Source organism: Sciscionella sediminilitoris, assembly GCF_000737195.2.
Lineage (GTDB): Bacteria > Actinomycetota > Actinomycetes > Mycobacteriales > Pseudonocardiaceae > Sciscionella > Sciscionella sediminilitoris.
Genome location: NZ_JALM01000079.1, coordinates 1 through 14,747 on the forward strand (window position 1 = coordinate 1; position 14,747 = coordinate 14,747).

The 14,747-nt window shown below is 70.0% G+C and carries 15 protein-coding genes; 5 read left to right on the plus strand and 10 right to left on the minus strand.

Translation table 11 applies throughout. The features are described 5' to 3' along the window. Positions 1 to 911: DUF222 domain-containing protein (locus AD72_RS26930; protein ID WP_051899062.1), on the minus strand; the 911-nt coding region annotated here is incomplete at its 3' end. A gap of 130 nt (positions 912 to 1,041) precedes the next feature. Here AD72_RS26930 and AD72_RS26935 point away from each other — a divergent pair. Next, positions 1,042 to 1,308 (plus strand): dihydrofolate reductase family protein, encoded by a 267-nt coding sequence (locus AD72_RS26935; RefSeq protein ID WP_051899063.1) that lies wholly within the window; start codon positions 1,042 to 1,044, stop codon positions 1,306 to 1,308. On the opposite strand, the gene AD72_RS26940 is transcribed toward AD72_RS26935, so the two are convergent. Both AD72_RS26940 and AD72_RS26945 read right to left on the minus strand, forming a co-directional pair. Beyond that, complete coding sequence (locus AD72_RS26940) at positions 1,305 to 1,994, minus strand: HAD family hydrolase (protein WP_031469403.1); 690 nt, start codon at positions 1,992 to 1,994, stop codon at positions 1,305 to 1,307. The genes AD72_RS26935 and AD72_RS26940 overlap by 4 nt on opposite strands. A gap of 15 nt (positions 1,995 to 2,009) precedes the next feature. After that, complete coding sequence (locus AD72_RS26945) at positions 2,010 to 3,521, minus strand: FAD-dependent oxidoreductase (RefSeq protein ID WP_031469404.1); 1,512 nt, start codon at positions 3,519 to 3,521, stop codon at positions 2,010 to 2,012. Between the two features lie 132 nt (positions 3,522 to 3,653). Here AD72_RS26945 and AD72_RS26950 point away from each other — a divergent pair, with 132 nt between their 5' ends. Then, positions 3,654 to 6,845, plus strand: coding sequence for an ATP-binding protein (locus AD72_RS26950; protein ID WP_031469405.1), 3,192 nt, complete (start codon positions 3,654 to 3,656; stop codon positions 6,843 to 6,845). On the opposite strand, the gene AD72_RS26955 is transcribed toward AD72_RS26950, so the two are convergent. Genes AD72_RS26955 through AD72_RS26980 form a run of 6 tightly spaced genes read right to left on the minus strand, consistent with a single transcriptional unit; the run spans position 6,842 to position 11,828 of the window. Beyond that, entirely contained in the window at positions 6,842 to 7,840 is a 999-nt protein-coding gene (locus AD72_RS26955) for an amidohydrolase family protein (RefSeq protein WP_031469406.1), read from the minus strand. The genes AD72_RS26950 and AD72_RS26955 overlap by 4 nt on opposite strands. After that, a complete protein-coding gene (locus AD72_RS26960) occupies positions 7,837 to 8,421 on the minus strand; it encodes a 3-hydroxyanthranilate 3,4-dioxygenase (protein ID WP_231644974.1) in 585 nt (194 codons plus the stop codon). Before AD72_RS26960 ends, AD72_RS26955 begins: the two co-directional genes overlap by 4 nt. 3 nt (positions 8,422 to 8,424) lie before the next feature. Further along, on the minus strand, positions 8,425 to 8,856 hold the full coding sequence (locus AD72_RS26965; RefSeq protein ID WP_031469408.1) for a RidA family protein: 432 nt from the start codon (positions 8,854 to 8,856) through the stop codon (positions 8,425 to 8,427). Continuing rightward, entirely contained in the window at positions 8,849 to 9,607 is a 759-nt protein-coding gene (locus tag AD72_RS26970) for a 2-keto-4-pentenoate hydratase (RefSeq protein ID WP_031469409.1), read from the minus strand. Before AD72_RS26970 ends, AD72_RS26965 begins: the two co-directional genes overlap by 8 nt. Further along, entirely contained in the window at positions 9,604 to 10,395 is a 792-nt protein-coding gene (locus AD72_RS26975) for a 2-keto-4-pentenoate hydratase (protein WP_031469410.1), read from the minus strand. Before AD72_RS26975 ends, AD72_RS26970 begins: the two co-directional genes overlap by 4 nt. Beyond that, positions 10,392 to 11,828 (minus strand): 2-hydroxymuconic semialdehyde dehydrogenase, encoded by a 1,437-nt coding sequence (locus tag AD72_RS26980; protein WP_231644975.1) that lies wholly within the window; start codon positions 11,826 to 11,828, stop codon positions 10,392 to 10,394. The genes AD72_RS26975 and AD72_RS26980 overlap by 4 nt, the downstream gene beginning before the upstream one ends. 121 nt (positions 11,829 to 11,949) lie before the next feature. On the opposite strand from AD72_RS26980, the gene AD72_RS26985 reads away from it, so the two are divergent. Then, positions 11,950 to 12,879 carry a LysR substrate-binding domain-containing protein gene (locus tag AD72_RS26985; protein ID WP_031469412.1) on the plus strand — a complete coding sequence of 310 codons (930 nt, stop codon included), beginning with the start codon at positions 11,950 to 11,952 and terminating at the stop codon, positions 12,877 to 12,879. A 13-nt stretch (positions 12,880 to 12,892) separates the two neighbouring features. On the opposite strand, the gene AD72_RS26990 is transcribed toward AD72_RS26985, so the two are convergent. Beyond that, on the minus strand, positions 12,893 to 13,828 hold the full coding sequence (locus AD72_RS26990) for a GlxA family transcriptional regulator (protein ID WP_031469413.1): 936 nt from the start codon (positions 13,826 to 13,828) through the stop codon (positions 12,893 to 12,895). Between the two features lie 71 nt (positions 13,829 to 13,899). Here AD72_RS26990 and AD72_RS26995 point away from each other — a divergent pair, with 71 nt between their 5' ends. Together AD72_RS26995 and AD72_RS27000 are read left to right on the plus strand one after the other, a co-directional pair. After that, positions 13,900 to 14,235 carry a cupin domain-containing protein gene (locus tag AD72_RS26995; RefSeq protein WP_031469414.1) on the plus strand — a complete coding sequence of 112 codons (336 nt, stop codon included), beginning with the start codon at positions 13,900 to 13,902 and terminating at the stop codon, positions 14,233 to 14,235. Between the two features lie 131 nt (positions 14,236 to 14,366). Beyond that, positions 14,367 to 14,747, plus strand: coding sequence for a pyridoxamine 5'-phosphate oxidase family protein (locus AD72_RS27000; RefSeq protein ID WP_031469415.1), 381 nt, complete (start codon positions 14,367 to 14,369; stop codon positions 14,745 to 14,747).

A 14,747-nucleotide genomic window follows, 5' to 3' on the forward strand; every position in this document is an offset into this window, starting at 1 on the left:
TCGAGTACTTCACCCTCTGACCCGAGCACGGTGGGAATGATCCCGGCATCACAAGCGATTCGGCGTAGTTGGGTTGCGGGGATGGTGCTGCCGTCCATGGTTGTTGCGGTCCCGATGCCTTCACGCAGGGATTCTTCGGTCATGGTGACCATGATCGTGAACGGCTCGCCCCCGTTTTCGGGAAGATTATCCGGATTCGCGGCGAGTTGGACGATCTCGGCGAACGCGTCCGCGTCCCGTTCACTCGCCAGTCGACCTTCCGGACGGCGGGTCTTACCCAGTACATCAAGGACACTACGCAGCTTCAATCCGGTTTCCTGGTCCAGGTGTCCTTCGATGCGCCAATCACTGTTGCGCTGCTGCAACCAGATCTCTCGGCGCGGGCGCACCGGATCATGATCATTGGGTTCCTGCCCATCCGGATCCAGACGGGCATGCAGCTCCCGGATCGGACGACTCAACCCACGCGGCCCGGTCTCACTAGCAATCGTGGCCAAACACTTCTCCGCGATCGGCCAGGATTCTCCGGTCAACACATCCGCGGGCAGTTCGGCAGCGAACTTGCGGATCCGATCCACATGCTCAGCACCGACCTCGCCACGTGCATAGGCTACCGCGGTATTCGGCAGATCCGGCGGCAACGGTTCACCACTGATCCCTAGCGAACCGAACAATGCCCGCGCACGCTCGGCGATCCGCCGCGCCTCGGCCAAACCGACCCGTGCCACATCCTCGACCATCCGCGCGGGCGAACCCCGATACCCGAACTCCACCGGCACACCACGCTTGTCAAGCAGCGCAACAAGATCCAGCAACTCCGCCTCCGCACGCCGCACCACCACGGCCTGCTCACGGAGCCGATCAAGCAACTCCCGATTCGACAACACCGTCGAACACTCCCCAGCGTTCATGACATCTATAATACCCCAGAATCGCGCGAGTTCCACCGTCGCAATCGAGAAACCACCCGAACGGACCAGTGCTAGAATTCCTGGCAGATAAGGGAAGGAAGCGACGCATGGCTTCCTCGGCCGGAAAGAGATGACGGTCGCTGCCGGAGATCTGACCACGACCATCGCGCGGCTCAAGCAGGAACATTCCGAGGGGTATCTGCTCGCGCACGGCGGGATTTCCTTTGCCCGGTCACTGGTCGAGACCGGCCTGGTCGACGAATACCGGCTCATGGTCCACCCGGCGGTTCTCGGTGCGGGCGAACGACTGTTCACCGCACCACTGACCATTACCCCGGTGCGCACCATCACCTTCAGTCGCGGTGCCGTCGCGCACGTCCTCACAGCACAGCCCTAAACCGCCGCTTCGGCGAACTCCGCCATCGAGGTGAATTCCCAGTCCGGGCTGGACTCGGTCTCGGGTGGCGGAGTCGCGCCCCAGCCCGGTTTCCCTTTCCTCCGGTTGATCCACACGGTGGACAGTCCGGCCCGCGCGGCGGGTACGTGGTCGTGGAACAGGCTCTGCGCGACGTGCAGCGGCGCCGGTCCGCCGAGCCCGAGCAGTGCGGCGAAGTTGCGCGGATCGGGTTTGTAGGAGCCGATGTCCTCGGCGGTGAGGATGTGGTCGAATCGCACGCCGAGCCGGGCGTTGCTCCCCGCGAAGGATTCTCTGTCCACATTGGACAGAATGATCAACCGGTAGCGTTCGGCGAGTGCGCGCAGTGCTTCGGCGGAGTCGGGGAAGGCGGGCCAGTCGGGGACCGAGCGACCGAACGCGGTGGCCTCCTCCGGATCGACCGGAGTGGCGAAATCCCGCCCCACCGCGGTGAAACTCCGCGCGAGGATGTCCGGATACCGCGCGGCCGGGGTATCCCGCATGGCCGCGGCCTCGTGCCCGGCATAGGTGGTGAGCAGTTCATCGGCGGACACGTCGAGCCGGTGTGCCTGGGCCCAATCGGTGAGCCGGGAACCGATCCCGGTCTCCCAGTCGATCAGCGTGCCGTAGCAGTCGAAGCTCAGTGCGGGAAAATCGGTGAGTTCCACGGCAACCACCGTAACTCAGCGGGACCCGCCGAACCACCGGTCAACGGCCCGCTCGAACCCGGCCGGATCAGCGCCGCGATCGCCCGCCCAGACCACGATTCCGTCCGGCCGGATGAGCACGGCGCCCAGTCCGAGGTCGTTGCGGACCGGAGCGCCGACGTACCGCAGCCGGTCCTCCCGCCCCTCGACCGCGCCACGCAGCCGCTCCCCGGTGCCGAACTCGAGGGCGAGACCGCGCCCGTCCGCCATCAGCTCGCCGAGCCGAACGCCGTCCGCGAACCGGAAGTCCGGGGTGTTGCCGCCGACAAGGGGATGCTCGCCACCCAAGTCGTGCCGGATCGCGGCACCGGTGAACCGGCGGAACACATAGGTGGTTCCGTCCTCGGTCGCGAGCAGGTCCCGCACCAGTCGCTGGACCGCGCCGGTATGCGAACCCGGCCGCATGATCGCCACCTGGGCGCGTGACCAGTCGAGCACCGAATCGGCGATCGGCTCGCGCTCGCGGGCGTAGCTGTCCAGCACCCCGTCCGGGGCCTGTCCCCGCGCGGTCGCCGCGAGTTTCCACCCCAGGTTCACGGCGTCCGCGAGGCCGAGGTTGAGCCCCTGGCCGCCGAGCGGGGAATGGATGTGCGCCGCATCTCCGGCGAGCAGGATTCGCCCGTTCCGGTAGGTACTCGCCCGCATGGCCCGATCGGTGAAGCTCGAAGCGTGCGTGACCCCGGTCAGCGTCACCTCGGTCCCGGATACCCGGCGCAACACCGCCTGCAGGTGTTCGCGGGTGAGCCGCTGCGTGCGGTCGAACGCGCCGCCGTCGAAGTCCATCATGCCGAGGTGCCCGTCCGCCTCCAGCCGCAGATATGCGCCGGTCGCGGTCAGGTTGATCCCGGGGGTCAGCTTCTCCGGATCATCGAGCTCGGCGAGCATGACGTAGCCGGTGAACAGTGGTTCGGTGCCGGTGAACGCGAAACCGGCGCGCTTGCGCACGGTGCTGCGGCCGCCATCGCAGCCGACGAGCCACCGCGCCGGGTACCGCTGCGTGCCCGCGTGCACCAGCACGCCCTGCTCGTCCTGGGCGATCTCGTCCACGGTGACCCCGCGCCGGATCTCCACACCGAGTTTCTCCGCCCGCTCGGCCAGCACCGATTCGACCGCGTCGAGGGTGGTCATCAGGAACTCCGGCGCGGGGGTCGGCAAGCGGTACGGCAGAGCGCCCAGTTCGACCTTGGCCGGATCGAGCACGGTGCCCGCGAAGTGGCCCACGATGCGCGGGGGCTGCGGCTCATCGGTTTCCGGGGAGGTGACCGGTTCCGCACCCGAGGCCGCCAGCAGCTGATCCAGCATTCCGCGGCGGTGGAACGCCTCCAGCGAGGTGGCGGAAAGGCCGCGCGTGCCGAGTGGATCCGTCCGCCAGGGGGAACCGGGTTCCGGTTCCCGTTCGAGCACCAGCACCGAGCAGCCGGCGAGACCGAGCTCGCAGGCGAGGAACAGGCCGACCGGGCCCGCGCCGACGATCGCGACATCATGCATGGGAACTCCCCTTCCGATTCCTGGCCGCTTCAGGTGCCGCCAGGGTCACCCGGGCCGCTCACACCGGACGCGCACGGCGCTCACGCGGGGGCACCCGGCGCGCACGTCCCCGCGGTGGACGAAGATCGGGGAATGGACCTGCGTATCGCGGTACTCGGCAGCTTCGCGGTGGCGAACGGGGATACCGCGCTCGGCGTCCCGGGCGCCCGGTTGCAGGCACTCGTCACCCGGCTCGCCCTCGAGGGCGGGCGCGTGGTCGGACAGAGCGCTCTTGTCGAGGCGATCTGGGCCGCGGATCCACCGGCCGATCCCGCGCACGCGCTGCAGGCCCTCGCCTCCCGGCTGCGCCGCACCCTCGGTGAGACCGAGGCCATCACCCAGCTCGCCGGGGGCTACCGGATCGCGGTGGATCCCGCCGGGGTGGACGCGCTGCGATTCGAGCGACTGGCCGCGGACGGCCACGAACGGTTGCGCTCGGGCGAGGTCCCCGCCGCGGCGGCCGTGCTCGGCGAGGCCGCCGCGCTGTGGGGCGAACACCCCGGAACCGAACCGGCGGTCGTCGCCGTGGTGGCACCGGCGGCGGCGACCCGGCTGGCCGGGCTCTCGCTGCAGGTGGTCACCGATCTCGCCGCCGCCGAGCTGGCGCTTGGCCAGGCCGACGCGGCCACCACCCGGCTGCACGCCCTGCTCACCGAACATCCGGTGCACGAACAGGCCACCGCGCTGCTGATGGACGCGCTCACGGCCCAGGGACGCGAAGCCGATGCCCTCGCCCGCTACGAGCGGATCCGGGAAACCCTCGCCGAAGAACTCGGCACCGATCCGGGCGCCGCACTACGCGAACGCCACCTGAACCTGCTGCGCGCCGAATCCCCGGGCCCGGGAACCGCACCGCCGCAACCGGGCAATCTGCCCGCGCCGCTGACCAGCTTCATCGGACGGGAGGCGGATCTGGCCCGGCTGGACACGCTGTTGCGCGCGGGTCGGCTGGTCACGGTGCTCGGCCCGGGCGGGGCGGGCAAGACCCGGCTCGCCGTCGAAGCGGCCCGCCGCCACCGCGAGGAGTACCGGGACGGCGCCTGGATGATCGACCTCAGTTCGGTCACCGAACCGGCCAAGCTCGGCGCGGCCCTGCTCGCCGGGATCGGGCTGCGCGGCACCGTGTTCGAGGCCGGGGACCGGACCGACGGCGATGAGCACAGCGCGCTCGTGGACCGGCTCGGTGGCCGGGAAAGCCTGCTGTTGCTGGACAACTGCGAGCATCTGATCGAACCGGCCGCCCATCTGGTCGCCGCGCTGTTGTCCCGCTGTCCGGAGCTGCGGGTACTCGCCACCAGCCGCGAACCCCTCGCGGTCGACGGTGAGGCGCTGGTGCCACTCGGCCCCTTGGCGCTGCCCGGCCCGGAGGACGGCGTGGCGCAGGCGGGGAACACCGCGGCGGTGCGCCTGTTCACCGAACGGGCCGCCGCCGTGCGCCCCGGCTTCGCGGTGGACGAGGCAACGCTTCCGGAGATCCGGCAGGTGGTCCGCGGCCTGGACGGGCTGCCGCTGGCCCTCGAACTGGCCGCGGCCCGGTTGCGGACGCTGTCACTGCCGGAACTGGCCGCGGGGCTCGCCGACCGGTTCCGGCTGCTCACCACCGGCAACCGCACCGCGCTTCCCCGGCACCGCACCCTGCGCGGGGTGCTAGCCTGGAGCTGGGATCTGCTCGGCGAGCACGAGCGCACCCTCGCCGAGCGCATCGCCATCCTGCCCGGCGGGGTCACACCGGAATCGGCGGCCGCGGTCTGCGCCGACACCGCTGTGCCACCCGCCGAGATCCCCGAGCTGCTCTCCGGGCTGGTCGACCGCTCGCTGCTGCAGCTGGCCGAGCCCGGCCGCTACCGCATGCTGGAGACGGTGCGCGAGTACGGCACGGAACAGCTGGCCGCGGCGGGTGATCGGGGCACCGCGGACGATCTCGCCGCCGACCATTTCGCCGCGCTGCTCGCCGAGTACGACCCCGCGCTGCGCGGACCCGGGCAGCTGGGCGCGATCCGGGTGATCGGCGCGGAGTACGACAACGTGCTCGCCGCCATCCGCAGGCGCTGCGCCACCGGGGATGCCACCGGCGCCCTCGCCATCGCCATGGACCTGACCTGGTACTGGCACATTCTCGACCGGCACACCGACGCGGCCCACTTGCTCGGCGAGGTGCTCGCGGTGCCCGGCGCCGCGCCTTCCCCGGACCGCGACTGCGCCGAGGTGATCTGCCTGTTCAACAGGACGAGCACCGCGGGGACAGCGGACGGGGACACGGAGCGGTTGGCCGAACTCGCCGGGCGGTTGGCCGGGTATCCGGAGCTGCCGAACCCGCACGGGGTGCTCATCGCGGTCCCGTTCGCACTGCTGCACGAGGCGCGGGCCGCGCTCGCGATCCTGGACCGTTACGCGGAAAGCGCGGATACCTGGCGCTCCGGACTGGCCCGGATGTTCCGGTCCGAGTTCGCGGAGAACGCGGGCGAGCTCGACCGGGTCCGTGCCGACCTGGAGGCGGCCCTGGCGAATTTCCGGCAGGCGGGCGATCGCTGGGGCCAGTCGAGCGTCCTGCCGATGCGCGCCCAGTTGCGGCAGTACGACGACCTCGACGGAGCGCTCGCCGACCTGCGTGAGGCGCGGGAGCTCTCCGCGGAGTTCGGCACGCTGTCCCTCGGCGACGAGGTGCTGACCGATCTGCGCTGGATCGACCTGTACCTGCGGCGCGGGGACACCGCACGGACGATCGCGGTGATCGAATCGGCACGGGAACGGGCGCAGCGGGTGCGCGCGCCGGGGATGTCGGCACTCGTGGACGTGTGGGAGGCCAGTTTCCGGGTGCAGCACGGCGAACCGGAGCGGGCGCGCGAGCTGCTCGCGGATGCCGACCGGAAACTGCGCGGGGACGCCACATTCCCCGGTAACCACGCGCGCACCTTCGCGGGCAACGTTCGGGCCTCGCTGTGCATGGCGGCGGGCGATCCGGCGGGCGCGGAACAGGCGCTGGCGCAGGCGTACGCGGTCGGGCTGGAGACCAGGGACCTGCCGATCCTGTCCCGGGTCGCGGTGAACACCGCCGCACTCGCCGGGGAGCTCGGCCGGTGGCGCCCGGCCGCCCGGCTGCTCGGCGCGGCCGCCCGGCTGCGCGGCGCGCACGACCACACCGACCGGCAGGTCCGCGAGCTCGGTGACCGGGCGGAATCCGCGCTCGGCACGGAAACCTTCGCCGCGGCCTACGATTCGGGGTGGCAGCTGGACGGGACGACCGCGGTGACCGCGATCGATCCCGCGCGGCTGGACATTCCCTAGTTCTCGATACCGAAGAACTCCAGGGCGTTCGCGCCGAGAATGGCCTGCCGTTCGGCGGCACTGAGCCAATCGGCGGAGCGCACGAGCTCCCCCGGTCGTTCCTCACCGAGCGGGAACGGGGTGTCGCTGCCGAGCATGACCCGCCCGGTGCCCATCACCTCGGTCAGCAGCCGCAGCGCGCCCGGATCGAACACCGCGGAGTCCAGGAAGAATCTGTCCACATAGGACGATGGCGGTTTCGGCGAGTCCGCCCGCACGATGTCCCTGCGCCGCCAGGCATTGTCCGCCCTGCCGAGCAGAAAGGGGAAACTCCCGCCGCCGTGCGCGAAACACAGCCGCAGGTTCTCCGGAAGCGCCTCGAAACCACCGGAGAGGATCAGCCCGAGCACGGTCAGCTGGGTTTCCGCGGCCATGCCGACGAGCCAGGAGAGCATGTAGCGCGGCATGCGATCGGCGCCGAGCATATCCCAGGGATGCACGAACACCGGTGCCCCGCGCAGCGCGCAGTGGCCGAGGAATTCCCGGATCCCGCCGTCGTCGAAGCCGCGCTCGCCGACGTGATTGCCGAGGTGCACACCGCGATGCCCGGCGGCGAGCGCCTTGTCGAGCTGTTCGCAGGCGCGTTCGGTGTCCTGCAAGGGAACCTGGCACAGCGGGACGAAGCGATCGGGCGCGTGCGCGCAGAACTCCAGGATCCGCGTGTTGATCAGCTCGCACCAGTCCATGGCGCGCCCCGGATCATGGGTGTACCCGAAAAGCAGCGGGGTGGAGGAGACCACCTGGATGTCCACGCCCGCGCGGTCCGCGTCGGCGATCCGGGAGGCCGGGTCCCAGAGCGGGGCGTGCACCGGGCGGTACTCCTGCGCCCCGCTCATCATCATCCCGGTCTCCGCGTCGTCGGTCCGCAGCCACGGACCGTCCTCCTCGTGCAGGATGACGGACTCCGCTTTGGACAGTTGCGGGAAGATGTGGGTGTGGACGTCGACGACGGTCACCGGGCTCCCCCGGCGGTCACCGGGACCAGTTCCGCGGGCCATTCCCGGCCCGGATGCTCGGCACCGCAGTTGGCGCAGTGCCCCTGCTCGTCGAAGAAGTCCGCGAACACCGGGGGCAGATCGCGCACGATCGATTCGAGCTGCAACTCGGCGCGGTACACCCGGTGGAAACACGCGGTGCAGTACCACTCGACGGCATCCAGGGATCCCTGCGGGCGGGCGAATTCCACGACCATGCCGACGCTGCCCGGTTCCGGGCGCTGCGGGGAGTGCCGGACGTGCGGTGGGAGCAGGAACACCTCGCCCTCGTTGATCTGGATGTCCTCCGGGGGCTGGCCCTCCTCGGTCATCACCCGCAGCACCATGTTCCCCCTGATCTGATAGAAGAACTCCTCGATCGGATCATCGTGGAAATCGGTGCGCTGATTGGGGCCGCCGACGATGGTGACCAGCAGATCGGCGTCCTCCCAGAGCTGCACATTGCCCACCGGAGGGCGCAGCAGATGCTCGTGTTCGTCGATCCACTGCTGGAAATTGAACGGCTTACGGCTGTTCCGGGGCAACACTGTCTTGGGCGACACTGCTCAGGACTCCTTCCGGTCGACGGGTAGATGGGCCACACAGGCGATCTCGATCAGCAGGTGTGGATGGGGAAGCTGATGCACGGCGACGGTGGTGCGCGCCGGTCCGTGCTCGTCGAAGAATCCGGCGTAGGTCTCGTTGTACCCGCCGAAATCGTTCATGTTCACCAGATACGCGGTCACATTGACCACATCGGAGAGCGCGCCGCCCGCGGCGGCGAGCACATCCCGGATGTTCTCCAGCACCGCGGCGGTCTGGGCCCGGATGTCCAGCCGGGTGGTGCCGAACTCGTCCACCTCGGCCCCGGCGAAACTGTTGTCCGGCCGTCGTGCGCTCGTGCCGGACACATAGACGAAGTCCCCGGCACGGCGCAGATGCGGGAACCGCCCGCGGGGCACGGCTTTTCCGGCCACCGTGATCGCCTGCTCAGTCATCCACCGTCACCTCCACCGCGCCGAGCGCGCTCGTCCGGACCCGCGCGTGCGTGCCGCGTTCCAGTGCGACCGCCGCGGTCGCTGCCCCGGCGAGGATCACCCAGCCCGGTTCGATCGCGAGGCCCGCGGCCGCGGCCAGCCGGGCGGCCGCCTGCACCGAACGCAGCGGATGCCCCAGGATCGCCGCGCTGCTCCCGGTTTCGGCGACCCGGCCGTCGATCTCCAGCAGCATGCCGAGGTTGCCGAGATCGGTATCGGGTGCGCGCCAGGCCCCGATCCCGAACGCCGCGGACGAGGAATTGTCCGCGATCACATCGGGAAGCGAGAACCGGAAGCCTTCGTAACGGGAATCGATGATCTCGTAGGCCGGGGCGACCGCCTCGATCGCGCGCACCGGATCGGCCGTCCGCTCGTCGATGCGGTCACCGATCAGGAAAGCGATCTCCGGCTCGATGCGCGGATGCACGAAGTTCCCCAGCTCCAGGTGTGCGCCGTCGGCCAGCCGCATCGCATCGGTGAGCCATCCCCAGATCAGGTCGGAGACGCCCATCTGGCGCATCTTCGCGGCACTGGTGAATCCGAGTTTGATCCCGGCGAGCCGTTCCCCGCGGCCGAGCCGGAGATCCACGAGCGCCCGCTGCACCGCATAGGCCTGTGGCACATCGAGTTCACGTTCCTCGGTCAGCCGGGGCACCGCCCGCGCCGAGCGCGCGGCCGCGTCGAGCACCCCGGCCATGGCTGCCACACTCATACCGTCTCCTTCGCAAACGCGGCACGCACGCTGCCGAGCCCTTCGATGCGCGCCTCGAACACATCCCCGGGATCCGCCGCGACGACCGGGCCGAGCGCTCCGGTCAGGATGGTGTCCCCGGCACGCAACGGTTCCCCGTACCGCGCGAGGGTGTCCGCGAGCCACAACGCCGCACGCAAGGGATGTCCGAGGCAGGCCGCGCCCGCACCGGTGGAGACCGGTTCCCCGCGCCGTTCCAGCACCATCCCGGCCAGCCGCAGATCCCCGGCCGCGGGCAGCGGAACCGGAGTCCCGCCGAGGACATAGCGGCCCGCGGAAGCGTTGTCCGCCACCGTGTCCAGCAGGCTGATGTCCCAGTCCCGGACCCGGCTGCCCACGATCTCGATCGCGGGCAGCGCGTAGCCGCAGGCGCCGATCAGCTCGGTGATCGTGTGCCGCTCGTGGGTCAGATCCGCGTCGAGCACCAGCGCGATCTCCGCCTCGACCCGCGGCTGCAGTACCGCACCCACCGGGATCTCCGCGCCCTCGGGCACCGCCATCTCGGCGAACAGCGCACCGAAATCCGGGGTGTCCACGCCGAGCTGACGCTGCACACTCGGCGAGGTGAGCCCGATCTTGCGGCCGGTGCGCCGGGCACCCCCATCGGTCCAGCGCCGGGTCAGCTCCCGCTGCACCGCGTAGGCCTGATCCACGTCCGCGAGCAGTTCGCGCACCGGTTCGACGGGTTCACCGCTGGAGTGCGCCCGCGCCAAGCGGTCCGCGGCCTCGGCTATCGGTCGACCGGTCACAGTTTCACGCACACATTCATCGGTTCGGAGAAGAAGTCGAGGGAGTGTTTTCCGCCCTCCCGCCCGATCCCGGATGCCTTCACCCCGCCGAAGGGGGTGCGCAGATCCCGGAGATTCCAGCAGTTCACCCAGGCGATCCCGGTCTGCAGCCGCGGCGCGATCCGGTGCGCACGGGAAAGCGATCCGGTCCACACCGTCGCGGCGAGGCCGTATTCACTGTCGTTCGCCAGTCGCAACGCCTCCTCCTCGGTGTCGAACGGGGCGAGATGACAGACCGGGCCGAAGATTTCCTCGCGCACCGGCCGATCCTGTTCGCGCAGCCCGGTGAGCACGGTCGGCTCCACGAAGAAACCGCTGCGGTCCGGGGCGCCGCCACCGGCGTGCACCGTGGCGCCGGACTGTTTGGCGAGCTCGTAGTAGCCGAGCACCTTTTCCTTGTGCTGCGCGGAAATCAGCGGCCCCATCTCGGTGTCCGGATCGTACGGCGTCCCGAGGCGCAGCCTTTTCGCGCGTTCGGCGAGCGCTTCGACGAACTCCGCGAAGATGGACCGCTCGACATAGACCCGTTCGGTGCACAGGCAGACCTGGCCCGCATTGGTGAACGCCGAGCGGACCGTTCCTTCCACCGCGGCCTCGAAGTCGGCGTCGGCGAACACCAGCGCCGGATTCTTGCCGCCGAGCTCGAACGAGACCGGAGCGAGCCGCTGTGCCGCGGACCGCATGATCGCGCTTCCGGTCGCGGATTCCCCGGTGAACGCGATCGCGTCCACCCCGGCATGCGCGGTGAGCATCGCCCCCGCACTGTCCGTGCCGAAACCGTGCAGCAGATTGAACGCGCCCGCGGGCAACCCGGCCTCGTCGACGACCTCGGCGAGCAGCGCGGCGCTCGAGGGGGTCAGCTCGGAAGGCTTGGCCAGCACCGCGTTCCCCGCGGCAAGGGCCGGGGCGACCTTCCAGGAAAGCAGCAGTAGCGGCAGATTCCACGGCGCGATCACCGCAACCACCCCGAGCGGGCGGCGCACCGTGTAGTTCAGCGCGCCCGCGCCGTCCTCGGTCGGGGTGTGATAGCTCTCCTCGGCGCGGCCCCACAACAGATCCGCGTAGGCGTGGAAGTTCGCGATCGCGCGCGGGATGTCCACGGTGCGCGCCAGTTCGACCGGTTTGCCGGTGTCCGCGACCTCGGCGGCGACGAATTCCTCGAACCGGTTCCGGATTCCTTCGGCGATCCGGTGCAGCAGCGCGCCGCGTTCCTGATCGCCGCAGGCACCCCAGGGCCCGGCCAGCGCGGCACGGGCCGCGGCCACCGCGCGGTCCACGGTCGCCGCGTCCGCCTCGGGGACCGTGCCGATCACCGCCCCGTCGGCCGGGTTGACCAGTTCGAACGGGCTTCCCGACTCCTCGAATCGGCCACCGATGTAGTGCGCAAGGGGCACACCGACCACCTCCTGTCCACCGTGCCAGGACGATCTTCGCGCGCACCAGGCATGCCTAGGAAATACTTTCCTGCGAGCCAGACATGCCCATATGGCTATAGGACCTGGCTAGGATGGGCCCATGGCGGAGAATCTGCTCGACGGCCGGCTGAAGCTGCGGCATCTCGTCCTGGCGACCACGGTCGCCGAGCACGGCAGCGTGGTGACCGCCGCGGAGCACCTGCACATCACCCAGCCCGTGGTCACCCGCGGCATCCGGGAACTCGAGGAACTGCTCGGGGTGAGCCTGTTCGAGCGCACCGCGCGCGGGATGAGCCCGACCGAGCACGGCACGGCCTTCCTCGAACACGCGGACGCCATCCTCGGTGAGGTGCGCCGCGCGGGCAAACACCTCAGTGAACTCTCCGCGGGCGCGACCGGAACGGTCACCGTCGGCACCCATCTCGCCGGGTCCAATGTGCTGCTGCCGCGCGCCATCGCCCGGCTCAAACGCGCCCACCCCGGGATCACCGTGATCGTCCAGGAGGGTTCCCCGGAACTGCTGCGCACCGAACTGCTCTCCGGTGAGCTGGATCTGACCGTCGGCAGGCTGTCCTCGGTCGAGGCGGACCGCACCGTGCGCAGGGCCCTCTACCGCGAACCGATCCGGCTCGTGGCCCGCGCCGGGCATCCGGTGACGAAATCGGCCACCCCGCCACCGCTCGCGGAACTGCTGCACTATCCGTGGAGGGTGCCGATCGCGCAGACCACCCTGCGCCACGAACTCGAGACCGCGCTGGCCAGGCACGGCCTTCCGCTGCCCGCAGACCGGATCGAGTGCACCTCGATCCTGACCATGCGGTCCCTGCTGCTGGAAACCGATGTGCTCGCCGCGCTTCCCGAACTCGTCGCGCGCGGGGAGGAGCAGCTGAGCCTGCTGGGCACCGAACTGGAGACCACGCGCACCGTCGGGGTCACCCTGGCGGACAGCACCCCGCCGAGCCCCACCGCGCGCAAACTGCTCGGCGAACTGGACGCGGTCGGTTCGGCCATCCGCGCGGAACTCGCCTAGCCGGTTTCGCTGCTCAGCTTCCCCGGAACACCCGGCGATACGCCCCCGGGGTGGTGCCCGTCTGATCACGGAACCGGCGGCGCAGATTGACCGCCGAGGTGAGCCCCACCCGGCGCGCGATCGCCTCCACGGACAGATCCGTGTTCTCCAACAGGTTCCTGGCCTCGGCGATCCGGCGGGAAAGCAGCCAGGCACCCGGACTCGTGCCGAGTTGTTCGGCGAACCGCCGGGCCAGAGTGCGGGACGAGACACCGAGCCATGCGGCGAAGTCCTCCACCGAAAGCGCGGTGCTGAGCCGGGTTTCCGCCCATTCGAGCAGGCCATCCAGGGCGTCCCCGGGCGGAGTGGGCGGCGCGTACTGCACCTGGCCGCCGTCCCGGCGCGGTGGCAGCACCATGTGCCTGGCGAGCAGGGCGGCATGCGCCGCACCGTGGTCTTCCCGGACCAGGTGCAGGCACAGGTCGAGGCCCGCACCCGCACCCGCGCTCGTGGCGACATCGCCGTGATCCACGTAGAGCGCGTCCGGTTCCACCCGCACCTCGGGGAAATCCCGGCGCAGTCGCTCGGCGTGCGCCCAATGCATGGTGGCCGAGCGACCGTCCAGCAATCCGGTCTGCGCCAGGGCGAACACCCCGGAACAGATCGTCACCAGTCGTACCCCGCGCTCGTGCGCCCGCAACAGCGCCCGGCGCACCCGGGCCGAAATCGGCGTCTCCACCGGCATCCAGCCCGGGATGAGCACGGTGTCCGCGCTGCGGAACGCGGAAAGGCCTCGGGTCACGGAGATCTCGTAGCCCGCCGAGGTCGGCACCGGCCCGGGCGATTCGGTGCACACCGCGAATTCGTAGTGCTGTGGCACACCGGCGCGCCGGGTACCGAAGACCTCGGCGGCACAGCCCAGTTCGAAGGTCGACTGTACCGGCCGCACCAGGGCCACCACACGATGCATGGCAGAAAGATACCCTAGGATGTCTTTTCTGACACTGTCCATTCGGCCCGCCACCCGGCAGCGTGGCGAGCATGCGATCCGAAATCCTCGCCCAGCAGGGCTACACCTTCGTTTCCGTCGCCGAATCCCCGATCCGCGAACTCTTCCCCGGGATCCGGTTGCGTCCACTGTGGACAGGATCCTCCGGCGCACAGGCCAATGTGCTGGAGATGGATCCGGGAAGCTCCTGGCCGCACCGCGATGTCCACGAACCCGGTCCGGAGGAGGTCTTCGTGGTCGAGGGCACGTTCAACGACGGCGCGCGCGATTATCCGGCGGGCACCTTCCTGCACGCTCCGGCCGGTTCCTGGCACGTGCCGGCGAGCAGCACCGGCTGCACCCTGTTCGTCTTCTATCCGGAGGGTTGAGTTACCCCGCCGGTGCCCGGATCGCCAAGTTGTGCCGATCGCAGTCCCGGATTATGACCTTTTGCCCTGTACGGGGAATCCGCCGGTGGGTAATGGTCACGGGTGAGGCCGACCGAGGCGAGGGAGGGGTCATGCGCGAGCTGCCCTGGGAGGAGTGTCTCCGGCTGTTGCGCAAAGCCACCATCGGCAGGCTGGTGTTCACCAAGGACGCGCTCCCGGCCATTCGGCCGGTCGAGTTCCTGGTGCAGGACGAGGACATCCTGGTGCGCACCACGGCGGACGGGGCGCTCGGCAGGCTCGCGGACACGGTCGTCGCCTTCGAGGCCGACAGCATCGACGAGGCGCGCCGGAGCGGATGGAGTGTGGTCGCGGTCGGCATGGCGCGGCGCATCGAGGACGCCGAGGAGCAGCGCGCGCTCTCCTGCCGGTTGCGGGCCGCGGGGGCGCGGGATCTGTTCATCCGGATCCCGGTGCAGATCATCACCGGCCGCTATCTGGAGGAACACGGCTGA

Coding starts and splice junctions, on each gene's coding strand:
- AD72_RS26985 (WP_031469412.1), top strand. CDS start 11,950: ATGGCGGAGAATCTGCTCGACGGCCGGCTGAAGCTGCGGCATCTCGTC.
- AD72_RS26965 (WP_031469408.1), bottom strand. CDS start 8,856: ATGACTGAGCAGGCGATCACGGTGGCCGGAAAAGCCGTGCCCCGCGGG.
- AD72_RS26995 (WP_031469414.1), top strand. CDS start 13,900: ATGCGATCCGAAATCCTCGCCCAGCAGGGCTACACCTTCGTTTCCGTC.
- AD72_RS26970 (WP_031469409.1), bottom strand. CDS start 9,607: ATGAGTGTGGCAGCCATGGCCGGGGTGCTCGACGCGGCCGCGCGCTCG.
- AD72_RS26990 (WP_031469413.1), bottom strand. CDS start 13,828: ATGCATCGTGTGGTGGCCCTGGTGCGGCCGGTACAGTCGACCTTCGAA.
- AD72_RS26945 (WP_031469404.1), bottom strand. CDS start 3,521: ATGCATGATGTCGCGATCGTCGGCGCGGGCCCGGTCGGCCTGTTCCTC.
- AD72_RS26950 (WP_031469405.1), top strand. CDS start 3,654: ATGGACCTGCGTATCGCGGTACTCGGCAGCTTCGCGGTGGCGAACGGG.
- AD72_RS27000 (WP_031469415.1), top strand. CDS start 14,367: ATGCGCGAGCTGCCCTGGGAGGAGTGTCTCCGGCTGTTGCGCAAAGCC.
- AD72_RS26935 (WP_051899063.1), top strand. CDS start 1,042: ATGACGGTCGCTGCCGGAGATCTGACCACGACCATCGCGCGGCTCAAG.